The sequence below is a fragment of the Streptomyces sp. NBC_01381 genome, from assembly GCF_026340305.1.
Lineage (GTDB): Bacteria > Actinomycetota > Actinomycetes > Streptomycetales > Streptomycetaceae > Streptomyces.
This window is the reverse complement of record NZ_JAPEPI010000004.1, coordinates 340,003-360,807: the sequence shown is the minus strand read 5'-3', so window position 1 is coordinate 360,807 and position 20,805 is coordinate 340,003. Positions and strand designations below refer to the sequence as shown.

General features: G+C 72.1%; 20 protein-coding genes and 1 pseudogene. 13 read left to right on the top strand and 8 right to left on the bottom strand.

From position 1 onward, the window contains the following. The first annotated feature begins 107 nt into the window (after positions 1-107). The 3 genes from OG453_RS42925 to OG453_RS42915 all read left to right on the top strand — a co-directional run bounded on the left by OG453_RS42925 (position 108) and on the right by OG453_RS42915 (position 2,477). Positions 108-1,481, top strand: a complete 1,374-nt coding sequence (locus OG453_RS42925; protein WP_266874230.1) for an MBL fold metallo-hydrolase — start codon at positions 108-110, stop codon at positions 1,479-1,481. Between the two features lie 67 nt (positions 1,482-1,548). Then, entirely contained in the window at positions 1,549-1,737 is a 189-nt protein-coding gene (locus OG453_RS42920) for a hypothetical protein (protein ID WP_266874229.1), read from the top strand. Next, positions 1,734-2,477: a sulfite exporter TauE/SafE family protein gene (locus OG453_RS42915; protein ID WP_266874228.1), complete on the top strand. Its 744-nt coding sequence runs from the start codon at positions 1,734-1,736 to the stop codon at positions 2,475-2,477. Before OG453_RS42920 ends, OG453_RS42915 begins: the two co-directional genes overlap by 4 nt. 48 nt (positions 2,478-2,525) lie before the next feature. Here OG453_RS42915 and OG453_RS42910 read toward each other — a convergent pair whose 3' ends face one another. Then, positions 2,526-2,804 carry a metal-sensitive transcriptional regulator gene (locus tag OG453_RS42910; RefSeq protein ID WP_266874227.1) on the bottom strand — a complete coding sequence of 93 codons (279 nt, stop codon included), beginning with the start codon at positions 2,802-2,804 and terminating at the stop codon, positions 2,526-2,528. 72 nt (positions 2,805-2,876) lie between these two features. On the opposite strand from OG453_RS42910, the gene OG453_RS42905 reads away from it, so the two are divergent. Then, positions 2,877-3,449 (top strand): rhodanese-like domain-containing protein, encoded by a 573-nt coding sequence (locus tag OG453_RS42905; RefSeq protein ID WP_266874226.1) that lies wholly within the window; start codon positions 2,877-2,879, stop codon positions 3,447-3,449. 9 nt (positions 3,450-3,458) lie between these two features. Here the strand turns inward: OG453_RS42905 and OG453_RS42900 are convergent, their stop codons facing one another. After that, positions 3,459-3,851: a hypothetical protein gene (locus OG453_RS42900; RefSeq protein ID WP_266874225.1), complete on the bottom strand. Its 393-nt coding sequence runs from the start codon at positions 3,849-3,851 to the stop codon at positions 3,459-3,461. A gap of 114 nt (positions 3,852-3,965) precedes the next feature. On the opposite strand from OG453_RS42900, the pseudogene OG453_RS42895 reads away from it, so the two are divergent. Next, positions 3,966-4,763: pseudogene (locus OG453_RS42895) on the top strand (LysR family transcriptional regulator); the annotation flags it as partial. A 42-nt stretch (positions 4,764-4,805) separates the two neighbouring features. Here the strand turns inward: OG453_RS42895 and OG453_RS42890 are convergent. Together OG453_RS42890 and OG453_RS42885 are read right to left on the bottom strand one after the other, a co-directional pair. Then, positions 4,806-5,612: a cyclopropane-fatty-acyl-phospholipid synthase family protein gene (locus OG453_RS42890; RefSeq protein WP_266874224.1), complete on the bottom strand. Its 807-nt coding sequence runs from the start codon at positions 5,610-5,612 to the stop codon at positions 4,806-4,808. Then, positions 5,609-6,226, bottom strand: coding sequence for a TetR/AcrR family transcriptional regulator (locus OG453_RS42885; RefSeq protein WP_266874223.1), 618 nt, complete (start codon positions 6,224-6,226; stop codon positions 5,609-5,611). Before OG453_RS42885 ends, OG453_RS42890 begins: the two co-directional genes overlap by 4 nt. A gap of 130 nt (positions 6,227-6,356) precedes the next feature. On the opposite strand from OG453_RS42885, the gene OG453_RS42880 reads away from it, so the two are divergent. Then, positions 6,357-7,277 (top strand): zinc-binding dehydrogenase, encoded by a 921-nt coding sequence (locus OG453_RS42880; RefSeq protein ID WP_266874367.1) that lies wholly within the window; start codon positions 6,357-6,359, stop codon positions 7,275-7,277. A 27-nt stretch (positions 7,278-7,304) separates the two neighbouring features. Here the strand turns inward: OG453_RS42880 and OG453_RS42875 are convergent, their stop codons facing one another. After that, on the bottom strand, positions 7,305-7,856 hold the full coding sequence (locus OG453_RS42875; RefSeq protein WP_266874222.1) for a DinB family protein: 552 nt from the start codon (positions 7,854-7,856) through the stop codon (positions 7,305-7,307). 76 nt (positions 7,857-7,932) lie between these two features. After that, entirely contained in the window at positions 7,933-9,741 is a 1,809-nt protein-coding gene (locus OG453_RS42870; RefSeq protein ID WP_266874221.1) for an ABC transporter ATP-binding protein, read from the bottom strand. Positions 9,742-9,949: 208 nt separating this feature from the next. Here OG453_RS42870 and OG453_RS42865 point away from each other — a divergent pair, with 208 nt between their 5' ends. The 6 genes from OG453_RS42865 to OG453_RS42840 all read left to right on the top strand — a co-directional run bounded on the left by OG453_RS42865 (position 9,950) and on the right by OG453_RS42840 (position 16,646). Next, positions 9,950-11,878, top strand: a complete 1,929-nt coding sequence (locus tag OG453_RS42865) for an AAA family ATPase (protein WP_266874219.1) — start codon at positions 9,950-9,952, stop codon at positions 11,876-11,878. A gap of 188 nt (positions 11,879-12,066) precedes the next feature. After that, entirely contained in the window at positions 12,067-13,371 is a 1,305-nt protein-coding gene (locus OG453_RS42860; RefSeq protein ID WP_266874218.1) for a hypothetical protein, read from the top strand. A 2-nt stretch (positions 13,372-13,373) separates the two neighbouring features. Then, complete coding sequence (locus OG453_RS42855) at positions 13,374-13,787, top strand: hypothetical protein (RefSeq protein WP_266874217.1); 414 nt, start codon at positions 13,374-13,376, stop codon at positions 13,785-13,787. A 92-nt stretch (positions 13,788-13,879) separates the two neighbouring features. After that, on the top strand, positions 13,880-14,473 hold the full coding sequence (locus OG453_RS42850) for a TetR/AcrR family transcriptional regulator (RefSeq protein WP_266874216.1): 594 nt from the start codon (positions 13,880-13,882) through the stop codon (positions 14,471-14,473). Between the two features lie 16 nt (positions 14,474-14,489). Continuing rightward, on the top strand, positions 14,490-15,674 hold the full coding sequence (locus OG453_RS42845) for a GDSL-type esterase/lipase family protein (protein WP_266874215.1): 1,185 nt from the start codon (positions 14,490-14,492) through the stop codon (positions 15,672-15,674). 87 nt (positions 15,675-15,761) lie between these two features. Continuing rightward, complete coding sequence (locus OG453_RS42840) at positions 15,762-16,646, top strand: alpha/beta fold hydrolase (RefSeq protein WP_266874214.1); 885 nt, start codon at positions 15,762-15,764, stop codon at positions 16,644-16,646. A 15-nt stretch (positions 16,647-16,661) separates the two neighbouring features. On the opposite strand, the gene OG453_RS42835 is transcribed toward OG453_RS42840, so the two are convergent. Both OG453_RS42835 and OG453_RS42830 read right to left on the bottom strand, forming a co-directional pair. After that, a complete protein-coding gene (locus OG453_RS42835) occupies positions 16,662-17,342 on the bottom strand; it encodes an SUMF1/EgtB/PvdO family nonheme iron enzyme (RefSeq protein ID WP_266874213.1) in 681 nt (226 codons plus the stop codon). A 7-nt stretch (positions 17,343-17,349) separates the two neighbouring features. Further along, positions 17,350-18,111 carry a MerR family DNA-binding transcriptional regulator gene (locus OG453_RS42830; RefSeq protein ID WP_266874212.1) on the bottom strand — a complete coding sequence of 254 codons (762 nt, stop codon included), beginning with the start codon at positions 18,109-18,111 and terminating at the stop codon, positions 17,350-17,352. Positions 18,112-18,239: 128 nt separating this feature from the next. Here OG453_RS42830 and uvrA point away from each other — a divergent pair, with 128 nt between their 5' ends. Next, positions 18,240-20,795: an excinuclease ABC subunit UvrA gene (uvrA, locus tag OG453_RS42825; protein ID WP_266874211.1), complete on the top strand. Its 2,556-nt coding sequence runs from the start codon at positions 18,240-18,242 to the stop codon at positions 20,793-20,795. Positions 20,796-20,805: the final 10 nt, after the last annotated feature.

The window sequence follows — 20,805 nt, the reverse complement described above, 5'->3', positions numbered from 1 at the left end:
GCGTCAGCTCCAGGTCTGGCCGAAAATACCCCCCTGGGTATTTCTGTTACGGTGAGGGAGAGATACCCCGGGGGGTAAAAAGTGTGACGAGGGAGTGTGAGTGTGCCGTGTTCTTTGCCGATGTCCTGGAGACCGAAGGCCTGGGCAACCGGAGCTACCTGGCGGGCGGTGCCCGGTCGGTGGTCGTGGTGGATCCGCCGCGCGACATCGACCGGGTGATCGCCGCGGCCGCCCGGCGGGGCGTGCGGATCGTCGCCGTCGCCGAGACGCATGTGCACAACGACTACGTGACCGGCGGTCTTGAGCTGGCCCGCCTTACCGGCGCCCGCTATCTCGTGCCCGCCGGCGCGTCCGTGGCCTACCCGCGGGTCCCGGTGGCCGACGGGGACCTGGAGGAGATCGACGAGGGGCTGACGCTGCGGGCGGTGGCCACGCCGGGCCACACCCCGCACCACACCTCGTACGTCCTGGAGGAGAACGGGCGTGCGGTGGCCGCCTTCACCGGCGGATCACTGCTGATCGGCGGCGTGGGGCGGCCGGATCTGGTGGAGCCACGGCTGACCGAGCGGCTGGCCCGCGCGCAGCACGCCTCCGCGCACCGGCTGGCCGACGAGCTGGCCGACGAGGTGGCGGTGCTGCCCACGCACGGCTTCGGCAGCTTCTGCTCGTCAGCCGGCGGAGGTGGCGAGCGCAGCACCATCGGTACGGAGAAGGCGTCCAACCCGGCCTTGGTCCAGGACGTGGAGACGTTCGTCGCCGAGCTGCTCGCCGGTCTGGACGACGTACCGGCGTACTACGCGCACATGGGTCCGGCCAATGCCGCGGGCCCGGCGCCGGTGGACCTGACCGCGCCGCGGCGTGCCGACGCCGCCGAGATAGCCCGGCGCCTGGCGGCGGGCGAGTGGGTCGTGGACCTGCGCCATCGGGTGGCCTTCGCCGAGGGGCATGTGGCCGGGTCGTTCAACTTCGAGGGCGACGGTCGTCTGGCGACCTACCTGGCGTGGATGATCCCGTGGGGCAAGCCGGTGACGCTGCTCGCGGAGAGCGCCGATGATGTCGCCCGCGCCCAGCGGGAGTTGGCCCGCGTCGGCATCGACCGGCCTGCCGCGGCCGCCACCGGCTCCCCTGCCGACTGGGCCGACGGGCAGGCGCCGCTCGCGTCGTTTCCGCGGGCGACGTTCGCCGAGCTGGCCGCAGCGCGCGAGCGGGGCGCGGACCCGGTGGTGCTCGATGTGCGCCGCGCGAGCGAGCGGTCCGGCGGCTGGATCGAGGGCAGCGTGCACATCCCGGTCCACGAGATCCACCGGCGCCTCGACGAGGTGCCCGCGGGCTCGGTGTGGGTGCACTGCGCCGGTGGCATGCGTGCCGCGATCGCCGCCTCCGTCCTGGACGCGGCAGGGCGTGCGGTGGTGGCCGTCGACGACGGTTACGCGGCCGCCGCCGACTCCGGCCTCACGCTCGTCACACCCACCCGGAACTGACCCCACAGCCTCGCGGGCCGGGCGGCAACCCGGCCCGGCCCGCGAGGAGCTACCGAGGAACACGACGATGCCCATCTCCCCACGCGGCCCCGGCCGCGCTCCCTCCGTACGGGCGCACCGCCCGACGCGGACGTGTACGAGGACGCTGCCCCATGCCCATGAGGCGTACGAGGTCGGGCACGGACCCGGCAGTTACGAAGCCGGGCGCGGACCCGGCGGACACGACGCGCGCGGGGCGGCGGGCACCGTCATATGACCGCGCCGATACTCGCCCTGATCGCCGGCGCACTGGTCGGTCTCGCCCTGGGAGCGCTCGGGGCCGGCGGCAGCATCCTGACCGTCCCGGCCCTGATCTACCTCCTCGGCTTCAGTCCGGCCGAGGCCACCACGGCGAGCCTGGTCATCGTGATCGTCACCTCGCTCGCCGCGCTGGTGGCCCATGCACGGGCGGGAGCGGTGCGCTGGCGGGCCGGGCTCGTGTTCGCCGCGGCCGGGCTGCTGCCCGCCGCCGCGGCGGGCGTCCTGTCCGCGCGCATCCCCGCCACCGCGCTCACCCTGGCCTTCTCCGGCCTCGCGGTGCTCGCCGCGCTGCGCATGCTGCGCCGCAGGTCATCGCAGGAGGGCGGGACGGTGTCGGTGCCCCGCGCCGCGGGAGCGGGCGCCGGGCTCGGGGCGGTGACCGGGTTCCTCGGGGTCGGCGGTGGATTCCTCGCCGTGCCCGCCCTGGTGGCCGCGCTCGCCGTACCGATGAGTGCGGCCGTGGGCACCAGCCTGCTGGTCATCATCGCCAACGCCCTTGTGGCCCTCGCCGCCCGCGCGACCACCGCCGTCGCCCTCGACTGGGCGCTGATCATGCCGTTCATCGCGACGGCGGTCCTGGGCGCCTGGGACGGCAGGCGGTTGAGTACGAAGGTCTCCCCCGGCACCCTGCAGCGCGTCTTCGGCAGCCTGCTCCTGGTCGTCGCCGCGGCGATGGGAATCGGCGTACTGCTGTGACGCGCCACAACAGTGCACTGCCCCGACGCCGGTCGGGGACGGCGGGTCTCAGGCCAGCGACAGGAAGAGCTTCTCAAGGCGGGCCCGCATCTGCGCGGAGTCCCGCATCTCGGGATCCTCGCTGGTCATGCACTGCTGCAGCCCCGTCGCGATGATCGAGAACCCGGCCCGGTCCAGGGCCCGGGACACGGCGGCCAGCTGCGTGACGACGTCCTCGCAGTCCCGGCCCTCCTCGATCATCCTGATCACTCCCGCGAGCTGGCCCTGGGCCCGCCGCAGGCGGTTCAGCGCCGACTTCAGCTCGTCGGCGCTCATGTCGAGTTCCACACGTCCTCCTCCGCATACCCCCACGGGTATTCTACCTGGAGGGGGGAACCAATCTTCGAAAGGCATTGTTCCGTGAGCAACCCCAGCACTCTCACGCCAGGCCAGGCCACGGCGCGTTTCGGTGAGTTCACCGTCATCGACGTCCGCACCCCCGGCGAGTACGCGGGCGGCCATCTGCCCGGCGCCCACAACGTCCCGCTCGACCGCCTGGACGAGGCCGCCGACGCACTGCGGGCGGCGTCGGCGCGTACTCCCCTTCTCGTCGTCTGCGCCTCCGGCGCCCGCTCCGCCAAGGGCTGCGCCCGTCTTGCCGACCTCGGCGTCGAAGCGGCCACCCTGGCGGGCGGGACCGGCGCCTGGGCCGCGGACGGCCATCCGGTGGAGCGTCCTGCCGGGGCCCGCACCACCTGGCCGATGGACCGGCAGGTCCGCCTTGCCGCAGGATCACTGGTCCTGCTCGGCTTCCTGGCGGGCCTCGCCTGGCCGCCCGCGCACTGGCTGTCCGGAGCCGTGGCCGCGGGGCTCGTCTTCTCCGGCCTCACCAACACGTGCGGCATGGCCGTCCTGCTCGCCAAGTTCCCCCACAACCGGCCCTCCGAACAGGCCGTCCCCTTTCAGGAGACGCTGGTACGCCTCACGACCTGAAGCCGCCCATCAGCGGGCGTCCCGACGGTAGAAGTCGAACTGGGTCACTCCGTCGTATCCGTAGCTCTCCGGGTGCAGTTCGTGCAGGGCGACCCCGCCCCGGGGCAGCGGGCCGAGCAGCTCCGACAGGAGTGCACCGGCCTCGGCGATGAAGGCAGCCTTCTGGGCGCCGCTGTTCGTGCCCGTGGTGATGCTGCCCTCCACGTGCGCGTCGCGCACGCCGGCCAGGGGCCTGCCGTCGATGAAGTAGGCAGCTCCCGGGACCAGGTTGATGTGGACGACGGTCCGCGCGCTCGACTTGCCCAGTGCGGTGACGGCGAGGCGGGTCAGCCCTTCGGCGATGGCGCTCTGGACGCCGGTGGGCAGGTCGGGGTCGGTGACGGTGACCCGGAAGTACGGCATGGCTCTCCTTGAGAGTGCTCGGCGTTCCGCCGGCTTCGGCGGCGCGGAGCAAGCCTCGCGGGCCTGGCACGATGGATCCAACGCATAGGTTTCATAGGCATATGAGGCGCACGCATGACCGTGAACATCCCCCAGCTGAGGGCCTTCCTCGCCGTCGTCGACGCGGGCGGCTTCAGCGCGGCCGCCGACGAACTGGGCATGAGCCAGTCCGCCGTGTCGCACGCCGTCGCCTCCTTGGAACGCGAGTTGGCCGCCCCGCTGCTGGTCCGCGCCACGCCCGTACGGGCCACCGCGCTCGGCGAGCGGATCCTGCCGCACGCACGCGGCGCACTGTCGGCGGCCCGGTCGGTGGAACGGATCGCGGCCGATGCCTCGCGGACCCTGACCGGCACCGTGCGGCTCGCCGCCACACCGACCGTCTGCCAGGGGCTTGTTCCCGGCCTGCTGCGGCACTGGCGGCAAGACCTGCCGCAGCTCACCGTGCGGGCCTTCGAGGGCGACAGCGCCGAAGTGGCGGCCTGGCTGGAGAGCGGAGCGGCCGACGCCGGCATCGTGATCGACCCGCCGCCCGGCACCGGCATCCCGCTCGCCACGGACGGCTACCGCGCCCTGCTGCCGCGCGACCATCCGCTGGCCGGCGAGCCTGCCGTCGACATCCGCGATCTGGAGGACGATCCGTTCCTCATCTCCCCCAACGGCTGCGAAGTCCGTATCCGTACGATCCATGAGCTTGCGGGGCTCGACTTCGCCCCCGCCCACCGCGTGCGGGACCTGGCCACGCTGATCAGCATGGTGCAGGCCGGGCTCGGCATGACGGTCCTGTCCGAGGTCTCGCGCTCGCTGATCCCCGCCGATCTGGTCCTGCTGCCGCTGCGGCCGCATGTCTCGCGGCGTCTCGCACTGACCGGGCCGCACGCCCGCCCCTGGCACCCGGCGGTCCGCGCCCTTGCGGAATCAGCCGTCGCTCACCTGGACCGGACCCTCCCCCAGGACGCGCCCGTTCTTGCGCGCGGTCACCAGCGCGAAGGTGAGGAACTCCCCGCCGTCGGCCGTGAGCATGTCGATCACGGGCCGGTTGGCTGACTCTCCGTCGGGCAGGTGCTCGGCGCAGGCGCGGGTCCACAGGAGCCAGTCCTGCCAGCCGTCCTGCTGGAGTCGCGCCGAGGTGACGGTGACGAGTTCGGTGATCGCCCACTGGAAGCGCCACCAGTCGGCCGTGTGCCAGGCCAGGGCCTCCCAGCCGACGAGTTCCTTGATGTGCGGCGGGATCGCGCCGAGTTCGCGGACCTCCCGGGTCATCGCGGGGGTCGCCATGCCCAACTGGCCGCCAGGACGCAGGAAGCGCAGCAGGTAGGGCAGGTAGCCGTCGGCCGTACCGAAGTACTCGAAGGCGTCGACGCTCACGACCGCGTCGAAGCTCTCCTCGGCGAACGGCAGGGCGTGCGCCTCCGCGTGCACGGCCTCCACCCGGTCGCCGACACCGGCATCGGCGAAGACGGCCGCTGCCTCTTCGGCGCCGATCCACCAGTCGGCCGCGACGACCTGTACGCCGTACTCGCGGGCCAGGAACACCGATGTCGCCCCCTTGCCCGAGCCGAGGTCGAGCACCCGCATTCCGGGGCGCAGATCGAGATCCCGTGCCAGGTTCTCCAGGAGCCACAGCGGGTTCGGGCCCATGTCGAGGCCGAGCAGCCAGGCAGGGTCGTAGCGGGAAGAGCGCGGGTATCGCTCCGGGCGTACGAGGTCGCCGAGGGCGGTCACGGGCGTCCTGCCGGGCGGGCGAGGAGGGCCGTCGCCATCTGCTGGACGGAGCGGGTGAAGTAGCGCGGGTCGTCGGGTGGGGTCACGTGGCGGATCAGTGCTCCGTCGAAGAGGGCCAGCAGGCCGTGGGCGAGGAAATCGGCATCCAGGTCGGGGCGTTCGGCTGCGAGCAGGGAGCCGAGGTGCTCGTGCCAGAAGCGGAAGCTGGGGTCGCTGTACTTGTCATCGGCGCATGCCTGTTCATGGGCGGAGAACAGGATGGCGTTGGTTTCGGCGATCGCGCCGAGGCCGTCGAGGAAGGCGTGCAGGCGCCGCCCGGCAGGTGCGCCGGGACCCAGCGGCGGGGGTCCGTGAGAGACGGCATCGCGCAGCTCGCGCGAGCGTTCTTCGAGGAGCGCCTGGAGCAGCCCCGCGCGACTGCCGAAGCGGCGGAAGACCGTGCCCTTGCCGACTCCGGCCAGGGCGGCGACCCGGTCCAGCGACACGCGTGCACCGTCGCCCTCGGCCAGCAGGCGCTCGGTGGCGCGCAGGACCGCGGCACGGTTGCGGGCCGCGTCGGCCCGCTCCGCGCGGTCGCTGCCCGCCGGTCCCGCGGCGCGCCGCTCCTCGGCCATGACGTCAACTCCTCATTGAAAGCGGGCTGTTGGTCCGGATAGATTACCCCGACCCAAGCGGACCAGCAGTCCGTATGGGTGGAGTCCGTCCTGCCCTGCCCTGCCCTGCCCCGAGGAGTACTGAATGGACATGCGCGCGCTCGTCGTCGACCCCGCCGCCCCCGCTTCCCTGCGCCTGGGCGAAGCCCCCGAACCCCGGCCCGCCGCAGGCCAGTTGGTGCTCGACGTACGGCACATCTCCCTCAACCGCGGCGAGGTCGCCTTCGCCGGGCAGCGGCCGCCCGGGACCGTGCACGGCTACGACGCCGCCGGGATCGTCGCACGTGCCGCCGCCGACGGCACCGGACCTGGCGTCGGCAGCCGCGTCGCCGCCTTCGGCCCGGGCGCGTGGGCGCAGCGCATGGCCGTGGACACCACCGCGGTGGCCGAAGTGCCCGCCGGGGTCGACCTCGCCGATGCCGCTGCGCTGCCGATGGCGGGCATCACGGCCCTGCGGACACTGCGCTCCCGGCCCATCCTCGGCCACCGGGTGCTGATCACCGGGGCGGCAGGAGGCGTGGGCCGCTACGCCGTGCAGCTGGCCGCGCTGGGCGGTGCGCACGTCATCGCCTCCGTCGGCTCGCCGGAGCGCGACAAGGGGCTCGCCGAACTCGGCGCCCACGAGGTGGTGGTCGGCCTGGAGGGGATCGACGCCCCCGTCGATCTCGTCCTCGACACCGTGGGCGGGCCCCAACTCGCCGCCGCCTGGGAGCTTCTGGCCCCCGGCGGAGGCGTGCAGAACATCGGCTGGGCCTCCGACGAACCCGCCGTCTTCGCCCCCTACTCGCTCTTCCACATCGGCGCTCCGAAGACCATGAGTACGTTCGGAGACGTCCACGAGGTGGGGCCCGACCTCGCCACGCTGCTCGCGTTCACCGCGGCGGGCCGGCTCTCCCCGGAGGTCGACTGGCGCGGCCCTTGGGAGCGTGTCCCGGAGGCCGCGCGGGCGCTGCTCGACCGGCGGATCTCCGGCAAGGCCGTCCTCGACGTCACGCCGGGAACGGCTCCTTGAGCGTCCCGTGCACGCTCCGTTGCGCGCTCACACGCCGATCGCCCCGTCGATCCGCTCCCGCAGCAGGTCGGCGTGGCCGTTGTGCCGCGCGTACTCCTCCACCATGTGGATCAGCACCCAGCGCAGCGACACCTTCCCCTTCCAGCCGTCCTCCCCCTCGACGTCCAGATCCGGCGCACCGGCGACGAAGCGGTCGGCGAACTCCACCTCCGCGCGCCAGGCCTCCCAGGCCTCGGCGATCACCGCGGGGTCGGGCACCGCGCCCTCGAAGTCGTGGTCGGGGCGGTCGGCCGAGACGAACAGCGGCGGTGCGTCCTCGCCCGCGAGGACGCACCGGAACCAGCGGCGCTCCACCTCGGCCAGATGCCGGACGATGCCGAGGAGCGACAGCGTGGACGGCGCGACCGACCGCCGGGACAACTCGCGCTGGAGGCCCGCGCACTTCATCTCCAGTGTCGTGCGCTGCGCGGTCAGAAAGTCGGCGAGCATCTCCCGCTCGTCCCCGGTGGTACGGGCGCTCAACCGCCCGTCCCGCTCGGCCTCGACGAACATTTCCGCTCTTCTGCGTACGTTGCTCATGCCCGCCATCCAATCCCGGCCGGCACGTGCGGATCCAGCACTCGAATGCCCCAACCGGCAGCCGGGCGGCGGCCGTTCACGCCGACGCCGCCAAGAACTGGGTCGCCGCCAGCTCCCCGTACAGCGGATCCGCCGCCACCAACTCCGCGTGGGTACCGGACGCACGCACTTTCCCGGCGTCCATCACCACGATGCGGTCGGCCAGCGTCACCGTGGAGAGCCGGTGCGCCACCACGAGGACCGTCACCTCCCGCGCCACCTCGGCCACGACATCGCGCAGCGCCAGTTCGTTGACCGCGTCGAGCTGCGAGGTCGCCTCGTCCAGGAGCAGCAGGCGCGGCTTGCGCAGCATCGCCCTGGCGATCGCCACCCGCTGGCGTTCACCGCCGGAGAGCTGTGAGCCGCGGTGGCCGACCAGGGTGTCCAGGCCGTCGGGCAGCCGCTCCACCAGGGTGTCGAGCCGGGCGCGTACGAGAGCGTCCTGGATCTCCGTAGCGGTCGCGTCCGGCGCCCCGAAGAGCAGGTTCTCGCGCAGGGTGCCCGCCAGGACGGGCGCGTCCTGCTCCACGTATCCGATGGCGGCGCGCAGTTCGGCCAGCGGCCACTCCCGTACGTCACGGCCGTCGACCAGGACACGGCCGCCGGTCGCCTCGTAGAACCGCTCGATGAGGCCGAAGACCGTGGTCTTGCCCGCGCCCGAGGGGCCGACGAACGCGGTCATGCCGGGGCCCGGGATCTCGAAGCTCACGCCGTGATGGACGTACGGAAGGCCCTCCCGGTAGCGGAAGGTCACGTCCTCGAAGGCGACCGAGGCGGGACCCTCCTGGCCGGGTCCGTCCACGGGCCCGGTGACGTCCTCCGTCTCCAGGCGCTCGGCCCGCACGATGCGGGCGATGGCCGCCGAGCCGACCTGGTACTGCGTGGCACCCTCGACGAGCCGGGATACGGGGTCGATCAGATAGAAGAGGAACAGCAGGAAGGCGACGAGCGTCGAGATCGAGATCGCGCCGGACGCGACCCGCGCGCCGCCGATGCCGAGCACCGCGAGGAACGACACCTGCACCGCGAGCCCGACCGAACTCCACGCCACCGCCTGCCACTTGGCCGACCGCACCCCGTGGCGCCAGGCATCCTCCGCGGCCGCCTGCACCACTTCGGTCTCCCGCTGCTCGGCGCCCGATGCCTTGAGGGTGCGGAACGCGCCGAACGCCCGCTCAAGGGCCGTCGAGATCGTGCCGACCGCCTCCTGGGCGCGCTCGGTCGACCGCGCGATCTTGGGCATCACCAGCGTCATCGCGCCGCCGATCAGCACGATCACGCCGAGCGTGACGCCGAGCAGGACGGCGTCCATCAGCCCCATCATCACGATGGTGGCGATGAAGCTGAGTCCGCCCGCGACCGCCGACACCACGGACTGCGTGGTGACCGCGCGCAGCAGCGTCGTGTCCGAGGTGATCCGGGACATCAGGTCGCCCGGCTGGGTCCGCTCCACCTCGGGCAGGCGCAGCCGCAGCAGCCGCCCGATGAGGGTGCGCCGGGCCGCGAGCACCACGGACTCGGCGGTGCGTTCAAGGACGTACGCGCCTATGGACTCGATCGCCGTGCCGAGGACCACGAGGGCGGTGAGGACCACGAGGATCCCCGCGATCGACTCGTCGCCGCCGAGCCGGTCCACCAGCGCCTTCGCGGCGAGCGGCTGGGCGAGGCCGGTCGCGGCGCCGATCAGCGTGCACAGGGCGCCGAGCGCGACGACCGCGCGGTGCGGGCGGAAGTAGCCGTACAGCGCGCGCCAGGTCTCCGCGGCGGACAGCCGCTCCGGTGCCGGCTTCTCCGGCTCGTTCCCCGGCTCGTTCCCCGGCCCGCTCTCGGTCACTGCCTTCGTCATGTCCTTGGTCACATCAGAACAGGACGCACGGGATGGGTGATTCGCCTGACCGGGGCGGACAGTCGGCCCGTAACTCAGATCGGGGCACGGAGTTAGAGGATCTGTCGAACTCGGTGCAGTGACGATTCTGCAGGGCGAGTCCGGCATGGGGCGGGCGACAGGGCTCGCGGCGTGGAAGGGCCCGAGCGTGACGAGGAGGACAGGGCGCGTGCGTCTTCACGGGGGCGGACTTGTGGGCCGCGCGGAGGAGCTGGCCAGGCTCCGCCGTCTGCTGGCCCAGAGCAGGCTGGTGACGGTGGTGGGCGGACCCGGGGTCGGCAAGAGCAGCCTCGCCGCGCACGCCGCCGCGGCGACGGGCGGCCAGCTGACCGACGGCGTGGTCGTCGTGCGGTGGTGGGACGGGGCCGGCCCGCGGGGGCGGAGCGTGGCGCGCGCGGTGGTCGAGGCGATGGACGGGGAGACGGCCGACGGCGACGGCGACCGAGACAGGGACGGCGACGGGCTCGAAGTCGGGGGCCGGCAGGGCGATGACTCCGGGGAGCGTGAGCTGTTCGCCCGTCTTCGCTCGCGCCGGGTCCTTGTCGTCCTCGACGATTTCGATCCGGTACGCGACGAGTGCGTACGTCTGGTGCAGTCCCTGCTGCTGTGCGCGCCGGGGGTACGGGTCCTCGCCGCCGGGCGTCAACCACTGGGCCTGGGCCCGGAGTTGGTCCTGCACCTCGGCCCGCTCCAGGTCACCCTGCCGGGCACGGAGGAGGAACCGGGGCCTGCGGTGAGGCTGTTCATGCAGCGATCGCGTGATGTCCGGGGAACGGCGGGGGAAGCGGCCGAGCTGCCCGCCGTGAGCGACATCTGTACGCAGCTGGAGGGCGTGCCGCTGGCCGTCGAACTGGCGGCGGCGCAGACCGAGCACCATTCGCCCGCCCAGTTGGCCCGCATGCTGCGGCCCACGCAAGGCTGGCTCGGCATGCCGGAGGCGCCGCTGCGGCGGCACCGGTCCCTGCGGGCCGCCGTCGGCGCGAGTTACGCGTTGTGCGGGCGGGCCGAGCGTTCCGTGTGGGCGCGGCTGAGCGTGTTCGCGGGCGAGTTCGACGAGGACGCCGCCGTGTTCGTGTGCGCGGGCGGCGGCCTGCCCCCGGCGCGGGTGGCATCCTGCCTGGCGCGCCTCGTCCTGGCGTCGGTGCTCGAGCCGGTGCGCGATCCCGGCGGGGTGCTGCAGCCCCGCTACCGGCTGCCGGCGGCGGCCCGCGGGTTCGGTGCCGAACGCCTCCAGTCCGTGGGCGAGTCGGCAGCGGCGGGCACCCGGCACCTGAACTGGTACAGCGGCATCGCGCAGACCGCCCACCACCTGTGGAGCACCGGGCGGCACGAGCAGGCGACCCTGCTGATCCGCGACGAGGAGCCGAACCTGCGCGTCGCGCTCGCCCGGGGCCCGTACAGCGCCGACCAGAGCGCGGTCGCCCTCGGCATGGCCGTGGACCTGTGGTTCTGGTGGGCGGTGTGCGGTCACGCCGCCGAAGGGCGAGAGCATCTGCGGCAGCTGCTGCCCCTCGGCCGTGCCGACACCCTCGTCTGCGGGCAGGCGCTATGGCTCGCCGGGTGGCTTTCGGCGTGCACCGGCGGCCCGGAGGCGGAGGAACTCCTCGGCCAGGCCTGGCGGTTGGCCGTCCTCGCGGGAGACGACGCCACCGTCGGCCGCGTCGCCCACGCCCACGGCGTGCTCGCGCTGCGCAACGGCGAGACCGAGCGGGCCATCGAGCATCTGCGGGAGGCCGCCCACACCATCCCCGCTTTTAGCCAGCACGGCCCTCCGGCCGCGGTCAGCTGGGCCGAGCTCGCCGTGGCGCAGGCGCGGGTCCGCCCGGCCGACGCGTTGCGCAGCGTCCGCCGCGCGTCTGCCGGTACGCAGACCCGGCACGACGTGTGGACACGCTCCCTGACGCAGTACGCCCATGCCCTCGTCGAGCATCTCCGGGGCCGCCGCAGCAGCGCCTGGCGCCGCGCGCACAAGGCGCTGGCCGGTGTCACCGCCGTCGCCGGACCGCTCGGCGCGGTCCCGGTCCAGGAACTCATCTCCGAGATCGAGCACGGTCCGACGCGACCGAGCGGCAGCGACCCTCCGATCACCGCCCCCTGACGGGTCATCGCTTTCTCACGCGCCATCACTTCCCGGACGGGACAGCCCCTTCGTTCCACGCCGGCCGCTCCCCCTGGCGGTCACCCTCCTGGGTCAAATCCCGGGAAAGTGATGGATTGCCCTGATTCATTCGCTTTCGTGCGGTCTACAGATAGTAGGACCGGTCGGCGAGTGGACGGAGCGAGAGTATGCGGGCGTTCGACCGAAGGCGCGCGCTGGGTCTGGGACTTGCCGTGACGGCGGGCGTGGGTCTTGCGGGGTGCGGTGCGAAGGAGTCCAGGGCTTCGGTCTCCCCGTCACCGTCAGGACCCGGCAAGAGCCCTACCGGCGGCGGTCGGCACGGCGCGCAGCGCGGGCGGCCGTCGATCAAGCCGATCGGGGATGGTTCGACGGCCTTTACGGGGCAGCAGCCCCGGCAGCCCGCCAAGCCCGTTCCGCTGGAGCCGGGCCAGACGCCCCCGCAGTTCGTGATCTTCTCGTGGGACGGTGCGGGCGAGGTCGGCAACGGTCTCTTCCCGCGCTTTCTGAAGCTGGCCGAGGAACATGACGCGCGGATGACGTTCTTCCTTTCCGGGCTGTATCTGCTGCCCGAATCGAAGAAGCGTCTGTACCGGCCGCCGAACAACTCCGTGGGCGCATCCGACATCGGCTATCTCACCGACGGCCATATCAAGGAGACTCTCAAGTACGTGCGCCAGGCCTGGCTAGAGGGCCATGAGATCGGCACGCACTTCAATGGGCACTTCTGCGCCGGCACCGGCTCGGTCGCCAACTGGACGCCCGCGCAATGGCAGGACGAGATCGACCAGGCCAAGTCCTTCGTCAAGGAATGGCGTACGAATACCGGCTGGACCGATCTGCCGTCGCTGCCTTTCGACTACGACAAGGAACTCATCGGCGGCCGCACACCCTGCCTCCTCGGCCGCGGCAATCTCCTTCCCGTCGCCCGCGACCTGGGCTGGCGCTACGACGCGTCGTCGCCCGGCGGACTGCAGCGCTGGCCGGGCAAGCGCCTGGGCATGTGGGATCTGCCGCTCCAGCAGATCCCGTTCCCCGGCCACCGCTTCGAAGTCCTGTCCATGGACTACAACATCCTCGCCAACCAGTCGAAGAACTCGACCCGGGCACCCTCGTACAACTATCCCGGCTGGCGCACCCAGGCGACCGAGTCGTATCTCGCCGGCTTCCAGCGGGCGTACGAGACGAACCGCGCACCGCTTTTCATCGGCAACCACTTCGAGGAGTGGAACGGCGGCATCTACATGGACGCCGTCGAGCAGGCCCTCACACGCATCGCCGGGAAGAAGGACGTACGCCTCGTCTCCTTCCGGCAGTTCGTCGACTGGCTCGACGTCCAGGACCCGGCCGTACTCGACAGACTGCGCGGCCTCGAAGTGGGGCAACGCCCCGAAGGCGGCTGGAAGAGCTACCTCGCACCACGGGATCACCAGGGATCAGTGGATCGCACCAGAGAGATGGGAACAGGAAGTTGACCGTGAATCGGTTGAAGTACGCGTCGTTGGCGGGACTCGCGGCGGTGGCCGTCCTGACAGTGCCTGCGGTGGCGGCCAACGCGGGTGACCCGCCGCCGTCCGACACGGCTCCGCAGGCACCGGCAGCCGAGGCCGCAGCCCCGCGTCCGGCGCTGACGGCGAAGGCGAGCGTGGCCAGTGTGCGGGCCTGGCAGCAGTTCAACATCAACGGCGTCAGCCGCCACATGGCGACGGGGACCCGCGTCACCCTGCAGGAGAAGCAGGGCAAGCGGTGGGTGTCGCTGGCCGCGACCGTGAACATCAAGTACGACGCGACGTACAGCATGCCCGTCAAGCTCGGCCTCAAGGGGCACAACGCCCTGCGGATCGTGGGCGGGGGCGCCGTCTCGCCCGTCGCCCATGTGACGGTGCGCTGACCCTGCCGCCCCTCCTTGCCGAATACGTACGTGGATTTGCCTAAAGGTATTAGGCAGCTGCATAATCTATTTCGGCAAGAGAGGGGCACGTCATGGTGCGCGTAGGGCTGACCGCGGAACGTCTCACCCAGGCGGGTGCGGAGCTGGCCGACGAGGTCGGGTTCGACCAAGTGACCGTCTCGGCGCTCGCCAGACGGTTCGACGTCAAGGTCGCGAGTCTGTACTCGCATGTGAAGAACTCCCAGGACCTCAAGACGAGGATCGCCCTGCTCGCCCTTGAGGAACTCGCCGACCGGGGCGCCGCCGCGCTGGCCGGACGGGCCGGCAAGGACGCGCTCTCGGCTCTGGCGAACGTCTACCGCGACTACGCCCGGGAACACCCCGGCCGCTATGCCGCGGGCCAGATGAGGCTCACCCCGGAGGCGGCCGCCGCAAGCGCGGGCGGCAGGCACTCGCAGATGACGCGGGCGATCCTGCGCGGCTACGACCTGACCGAGCCGGACCAGACGCACGCGGTCCGCCTCCTCGGCAGCGTCTTCCACGGCTACGTCAGCCTGGAGCTCGCGGGAGGGTTCAGCCACAGCGCCCCCGACACGGAGGAGACCTGGCCCCGGATCCTCGACGCCCTCGACGCCCTGCTGCGGAACTGGCCGGCGCCGGAAATCCCCGTACCCCAGACCCATTGATCAACAGGTTGAGGCCATGAACACCCCCCAGGACCGGATCACCACGCCCGTCACCGCGGAACTCCTGCGCGGCGCCCTCGATGTGGAGCACACCGAGCACGGTGTGCTGCCGCACCGGCTGCCCGCCTGGGCCCGCGCCCAGTACGCCGACGGGCAGCTCGCCATGGCCGAGGCCCAACCGTCGGGCGTACGCCTGGTGTTCCGTACCCGCGCCACCGCCGTCGAGCTCGAAGTCCTGCCCACCAAGCGGGTCTACGTGGGCGCGCCGCCCCGCCCTGACGGTGTGTACGACCTGCTCGTCGACGGCAGGCTGACCCGTCAGGCCAGTGTGGCTGGCGGCAACACGCTGGTCATCGACATGACCGCGGGGACCGCCGAGCTGCGGCCCGGCGCGCCCGGCACCCTCCGCTTCGCGGATCTGCTCGATGGCATGAAGGACGTCGAGATCTGGCTGCCGCACAACGAGACCACCGAACTCGTCGCCCTGCGCACGAATGCCCCCGTCGAGCCCGCGCAGGACCCGGACCGGCGGGTGTGGCTGCACCACGGCAGTTCGATCAGCCACGGCTCCGACGCCGCGAGCCCCACCACCACGTGGCCCGCGCTTGCCGCCTCGCTCGGCGGTGCCGAACTGATCAACCTGGGGTTCGGCGGCAGCGCACTGCTCGACCCGTTCACCGCCCGCACCTTGCGGGACACCCCCGCCGACCTGATCAGCGTCAAGATCGGCATCAATGTGGTCAACACAGATCTGATGCGGCTGCGCGCCTTCACGCCCGCGGTCCACGGTTTCCTCGACACCATCCGTGAGGGCCACCCCACCGCACCGCTCCTTGTCGTCTCGCCCATCCTGTGCCCCATCCACGAGGACACGCCCGGCCCGTGCGCGCCGGACTTCAGCGCGCTGAGCACCGGGCAGCTGCGGTTCATGGCCACGGGCGATCCGGCGGAGACGGCGAACGGAAAGCTGACGCTGACCGTCATCCGGGACGAGCTGGCCCGGATCGTGGCACAGCGGGCGGCCGACGACCCGAACATCCACCACCTCGACGGCCGCGACCTCTACGGCGATGCGGACTTCGCCGAACTGCCGCTCCCCGACGCACTCCACCCGGACGCGGCCACCCACCGCCGCATCGGCGAGCGCTTCGCCGATCTGGCCTTCGCCGGCAAGGGCGCCTTCGCCGATGGCGGCGCCTGAGAGAACGCCGGCGTCGGCCTGAGCGATGAGTTCCGGCGGTCCCGACGGTCTTACTTCCTGAGAACGCGACGACTTCAGGAGAACCCCATGCCCGAGACAACAACGCACACACTGGCCGCGACCGGGGCCACGCTGACCTACGACATTCACGGCGGTGTGATCGGCGGCGACGCGACCGGTGACCGTGTGCTGTTCCTGATCGGCTCGCCCATGGACGCCACCGGGTTCACCACGCTGGCCTCGCACTTCACCGACCGGACCGTCGTCACGTACGACCCGCGGGGTACGGGCCGCAGCCCGCGCACCGACGGTGCGACGGAGACCCGACCCGATGAGCACGCCGATGATCTCCGGCGGGTGATCGAGGCGCTCGGCGTGGGGGCCGTGGACCTGTTCGCGAGCAGTGGCGGTGCCGTGAACGCGCTGGCTCTGGTGGCGCGGCACGGGCACCTCGTGCACACCCTGGTCGCGCACGAGCCGCCGTCGGCGCAGGTGCTCCCGGACCGGGAGGCGGCGCTCGCCGTCTGCGCGGACATCCACGCCACTTACCTGCGCGACGGGATGGGTCCCGCGATGGCGAAGTTCCTCGCGGTGACGAGCCGGAAGGGGCCGTTCCCGGACACCTGGGCGGACGAACCGGCGCCCTCGCCCGCCGACTTCGGGCTTCCCGTGGAGGACGACGGTTCGCGCGACGACCCGCTGCTCGGCCAGAACATGATCGGCTGCACCGGATTCGAGCCCGACTTCACCGCTCTGCGCGCAGCGTCCACGAAGATCGTCATCGCGGCCGGGCAGGAGTCCGCCGGCGAGTTGGCCGCCCGCGCCGCGGCCCGGATCGCCGCGGGTCTCGACAGCGAGCTCGCGATGTTCCCCAGCCACCACGGCGGCTTCCTGGGCGGCGAGTTCGGCCAGCAGGGCGCCCCGGAGCCCTTCGCGAAGACCCTGCGGCAGGTGCTCGACGCACACCGCTGAGGCGCGGCGCGGCGGTCAGCGCCCCAGGGAACGCGCGAGGCGGAAGCCCACGTCGTCGACCCGGTAGCTGGGGTGGCTGCGCCGCCGCGCGGAGGCCCGGCAGCTCCAGTGCTCGTCGAACCAGCCTCCGCCGCGCAGCACCCGGTAGCTGCCGTAGACATCCGGGTCGTAGATGTCCCAGCACCAGTCCCAGACGTTGCCGAGCATGTCGTACAGGCCCCACGCGTTGGGCCGTCGGCCGCCCACGTCGTGGATCCGCTCGTCCGAGTTGCCGCGGTACCAGGCGATCTCGTCGAGCGGCCCGTAGTGCGGCCCGGCGGTACCTGCGCGGCAGGCGTGCTCCCACTCGGCCTCGGTCGGCAGTCGGTAGCCGTCGGCCGACGCATCCCACGCGATGCCTTCGCCGTCGCTCTCGCCGTCGATGCGGTAGGCGGGCGTGAACCCGTCGTGCTCGGACAGCGCGTTGCAGAACCGGACCGCGTCCCACCAGGAGACCCCTTCGACCGGCAGCCTGTCCCCGTCTGCGGTGCTGGGCCGGAGGCCGGTGATCCGCGCGTAGAGCGCCTGGGTGACCGGGTACGCCGCGATGCGACAGGCCGCGACGTCGACCGCCCAACTGCGCCGCGTCCGGCGGTCGGAGAGGGTCACCCGTCCCGCCGGAATGTCGATCATCTCGGTCCCTGTGATCACGTCCATCGCCCGATCATGCCTGATCGTGCTGGTGCTCGGAATCGGGTTCGTACTCGGGTTCGCCGGTGACGTAGCCGTGCAGGCGGCCCGATGCCGCGAGCATGGCGGTCGCCCGCCCCGTCAGGGCCGCGAGGCGTTGCGCGATGGCCGCGCGCAGGGCGTCGGGGCTGCCCGTCTCGCGCAGTCCGTCGAGGACGGACTGGATCTGGGGCAGGGGGTAGTGGCCCTGTCGGAGGATGCTGACGATGCGGGCGTCGCGTACGTCGGTGGGGCCGAACCAGCGGTAGTGGGTGACCGGTTCGCGCTGCGGGTGCAGCAGGCCCGCGGCCTCCCACACCCGCAGCGCCGAAGTACGCACGCCCAGGCGGGCGGCGACCTCTCCGATCCGCAGGCGCGGTGCGTCGGAGGCCTGCGGGGTGTCGTCCGGGGTCTCCTTCGCGACGGCTTCCAGCGCCTCGCCCGCCGCCTGGAGGGAGCGCCGCTGCTCGTGCAGTTCGACATGGCCCGCGTCGATGAGGGTGAGGGCCAGGGGGAGGTCGTCGGCGTGCACGGCCCGCATGATCGCCTGGGCGGTGTACAGGCCGTACCCCGGAACGAGCGCGCGGTAGGCGAGCAGGGCGCGGCGGTGGCGCGTGTCGAACCTGCGGTATCCGGCGGGCGTGCGCGGGGTGGGCGGCAGGATGCCCGCGTCGGCGTAGTTGCGGATCTGCTGGGTGGAGACTCCGGCCGCCCGCGCCAGGTCGACGGGGCGCAGTGCCGTTTCGGCTCGGCTCATCGATCGACCTCTCCTTCGGACAGCCCGGACGCATCCCCGAGTTGAAGGTTAGCGGCGCGGATTCTCACTCGTACAGGCAATCCAGCTGCAAAAGTCTCAAGTAGGACTTCAATGGAACACTTGAAGGCATGGATGCCAGCACTGTCAACGCCGACTCGATCCGCATCAAGGGCGCACGCCTGCACAACCTCAAGAACGTGTCGCTCGACGTCCCCAAGAACAAGCTCGTCGTCCTGACCGGGCTCTCCGGCTCCGGCAAGTCCACGATCGCGTTCGACACCCTGCATCGGGAGGGCCAGCGGCAGTACCTGGAGTCGCTCGGCCTGGTCACCACGTTCGTCAGCAAGCCGGCGGTCGACTCGATCACCGGTCTCTCCCCGTCGATCAGCGTGGACCAGCATCTGACCAACCGCAGCCCCCGGTCGACGGTCGGCACGGTCACCGAGGTCTTCACCTATCTGCGTCTGCTGTGGGCGCGCATCGGCCACCGCCCCTGCCCGGCGTGCGGGCAGGACGTCCCGCCCGCCTATCACGTGGACGGTGACGAGCTCTGGGGCGACGAGACGTCCGCGGGCGAGTCCGCCGACGGCGAAGCCCCCTCCCTGCCGTGCCCGCACTGCGGGACGGCCGTCCCCGGCATGGTGATGGGCACCTTCTCCTTCAACAAGCCCGCCGGCGCGTGCGCCACCTGCACCGGTATCGGCACCGTGTTCCAGGCCGATGTGCGCCGCCTGGTCGACGACGGGCTGAGCGTCGCGGCGGGGGCCGTGCTCGGCTGGCTGCCCGTGCTGACCGCGCGCAACGTCCCGGTCCTGCGGGCCGCGGGGGAGCACTACGGCTTCACTTTCCACGCGGACACTCCCGTACGCGAACTGGGCGACGTACAACGCGACTTGCTGCTCCACGGCGTCGAGAGTGACGCGTTCCGCCGCCACTTCCCGGGCGTCGAGCCACCGGCCACCGTGGCGCGCGGACGTTTCGAGGGCGTGGTGACGGCCGTGCTGCGCCGGTACGCCGAACGCATCGATGATGCCGCCTACCGCGAGAAGACGGAGAAGTTCCTCGTCAACGACGTCTGCCCGGACTGCGAAGGCACCCGGCTTCGGCCGGAGAGCCGGCAGGTCACCGTCGCCGGTCTCACCATCGTCGACGCGGCGCGGCTGCCGCTCGACGAGCTCGCCGAGTGGATCGGCGCACTGCGCGGCCATGTCACCGACGACGAGGCGTGGCAGGTCACCGAGCCCATCGTGGACGATCTGCGGGAACGTGTGCGGCGTCTGACCGACGTCGGCGTCGGCTATCTGACCCTGGAGCGGGCCACCCCCAGTCTCTCCGCGGGCGAGGCCCAGCGCTTGCGGCTCTCCTCGCTGCTCGGCAGCGGACTCACGGGCGTGCTGTACGTCCTGGACGAGCCGACGATCGGGCTGCATCCCGCGGACACCGCACGACTGGTCGGCGTCCTGCGCCGGCTGCGCGATCTGGGCAACACGGTCCTGGTCGTCGAGCACGACCTGGACGTGCTGCGGGCGGCCGACCACGTCATCGATGTCGGGCCCGGCGCGGGCCGCGACGGCGGGCGCATCGTCGCCGCGGGGTCGCCGCGGGAGGTGGCGGCGACCCCCGGGTCGGTCACCGGCGACCATCTGTCGGGGCGCCTTGCGATGCCGCTGCCCGCGGCCCACCGGCCGGGCACCGGCAAGGAGTTGGTGATCCGCGGGGCGCGGGCGCACAACCTCAGGAACGTCACCGCGCGGCTGCCGCTGGGGCGGCTCATCGCGGTGAGCGGCCCTTCGGGATCGGGCAAGTCGTCGTTGGTCCTTGACATTCTGGGCCGTGCGGCGCGGCAGCGTTTCCACGGTGCGGGCGAGGCGCCGGGGGCGCACGACGGGATCGACGGCTGGGAGCACATCGACAAGGTCGTCACCATCGACCAGCAGGCGATCAGCCGGGTGCCGCGGTCGAACGCGGCGACGTACTCGGACGCGTTCACCCCGATCCGTGAGGCGTTCGCCGCGAGCGCCGACGCACGGCAACGGGGGCTGACCGCCGGGCACTTCTCGTTCAACGTGGCGGGTGGCCGCTGCGAGCGCTGCGCGGGCGCGGGGGTCCTCACGGTGCAGATGCACTTCCTCCCCGACGTGGAGGTGCGCTGTCCTGCCTGCCGGGGCCGCCGCTTCCGGGCCGAGGTGCTCGGTGCGCGGTACGGCGGTCATGACATCGCGCAGGTCCTTGAGATGACCGTCGACGAGGCGCTCTCCCTCTTCGAGGCCGTGCCGGGCGCGGCCACGCGCCTCCAGCGGATGTCCGACGTCGGGCTCGGCTATCTTCAGCTCGGGCAGCCCGCGACCACCCTGTCCGGCGGCGAGGCCCAACGCGTCAAGCTGGCCAAGGAGTTGGGCCGCCGCGCCACGGGCCGCACGCTGTATCTCCTGGACGAGCCGAGCACCGGCCTGCATGCCGCCGACACGGCACGGCTGCTCGGCGTGCTGCAACGCCTGGTCGACGCCGGGAACAGCGTCATCACCATCGAGCACAACCTCGACGTCATCCGCGCCGCCGACTGGGTCGTCGACCTGGGTCCCGAGGGCGGCGCGGCGGGCGGCGAGATCGTGGCCGAGGGCACCCCGAAGGAGCTCACGCGGGTGAGCGCGTCACGGACGGGTGCGTTCCTGGACGGCGTGTGACGTACCTGGA

Excerpts from the sequence above, each read along its gene's own strand:
- OG453_RS42850 (WP_266874216.1), top strand. The coding sequence starts at position 13,880 with ATGGTGCGCGTAGGGCTGACCGCGGAACGTCTCACCCAGGCGGGTGCG.
- OG453_RS42840 (WP_266874214.1), top strand. The coding sequence starts at position 15,762 with ATGCCCGAGACAACAACGCACACACTGGCCGCGACCGGGGCCACGCTG.
- OG453_RS42920 (WP_266874229.1), top strand. The coding sequence starts at position 1,549 with ATGCCCATCTCCCCACGCGGCCCCGGCCGCGCTCCCTCCGTACGGGCG.
- OG453_RS42885 (WP_266874223.1), bottom strand. The coding sequence starts at position 6,226 with ATGGCCGAGGAGCGGCGCGCCGCGGGACCGGCGGGCAGCGACCGCGCG.
- OG453_RS42880 (WP_266874367.1), top strand. The coding sequence starts at position 6,357 with ATGCGCGCGCTCGTCGTCGACCCCGCCGCCCCCGCTTCCCTGCGCCTG.
- OG453_RS42875 (WP_266874222.1), bottom strand. The coding sequence starts at position 7,856 with ATGAGCAACGTACGCAGAAGAGCGGAAATGTTCGTCGAGGCCGAGCGG.
- OG453_RS42870 (WP_266874221.1), bottom strand. The coding sequence starts at position 9,741 with ATGACGAAGGCAGTGACCGAGAGCGGGCCGGGGAACGAGCCGGGGAAC.
- OG453_RS42860 (WP_266874218.1), top strand. The coding sequence starts at position 12,067 with ATGCGGGCGTTCGACCGAAGGCGCGCGCTGGGTCTGGGACTTGCCGTG.
- OG453_RS42835 (WP_266874213.1), bottom strand. The coding sequence starts at position 17,342 with ATGGACGTGATCACAGGGACCGAGATGATCGACATTCCGGCGGGACGG.
- OG453_RS42830 (WP_266874212.1), bottom strand. The coding sequence starts at position 18,111 with ATGAGCCGAGCCGAAACGGCACTGCGCCCCGTCGACCTGGCGCGGGCG.
- OG453_RS42915 (WP_266874228.1), top strand. The coding sequence starts at position 1,734 with ATGACCGCGCCGATACTCGCCCTGATCGCCGGCGCACTGGTCGGTCTC.
- OG453_RS42845 (WP_266874215.1), top strand. The coding sequence starts at position 14,490 with ATGAACACCCCCCAGGACCGGATCACCACGCCCGTCACCGCGGAACTC.
- uvrA (WP_266874211.1), top strand. The coding sequence starts at position 18,240 with ATGGATGCCAGCACTGTCAACGCCGACTCGATCCGCATCAAGGGCGCA.
- OG453_RS42900 (WP_266874225.1), bottom strand. The coding sequence starts at position 3,851 with ATGCCGTACTTCCGGGTCACCGTCACCGACCCCGACCTGCCCACCGGC.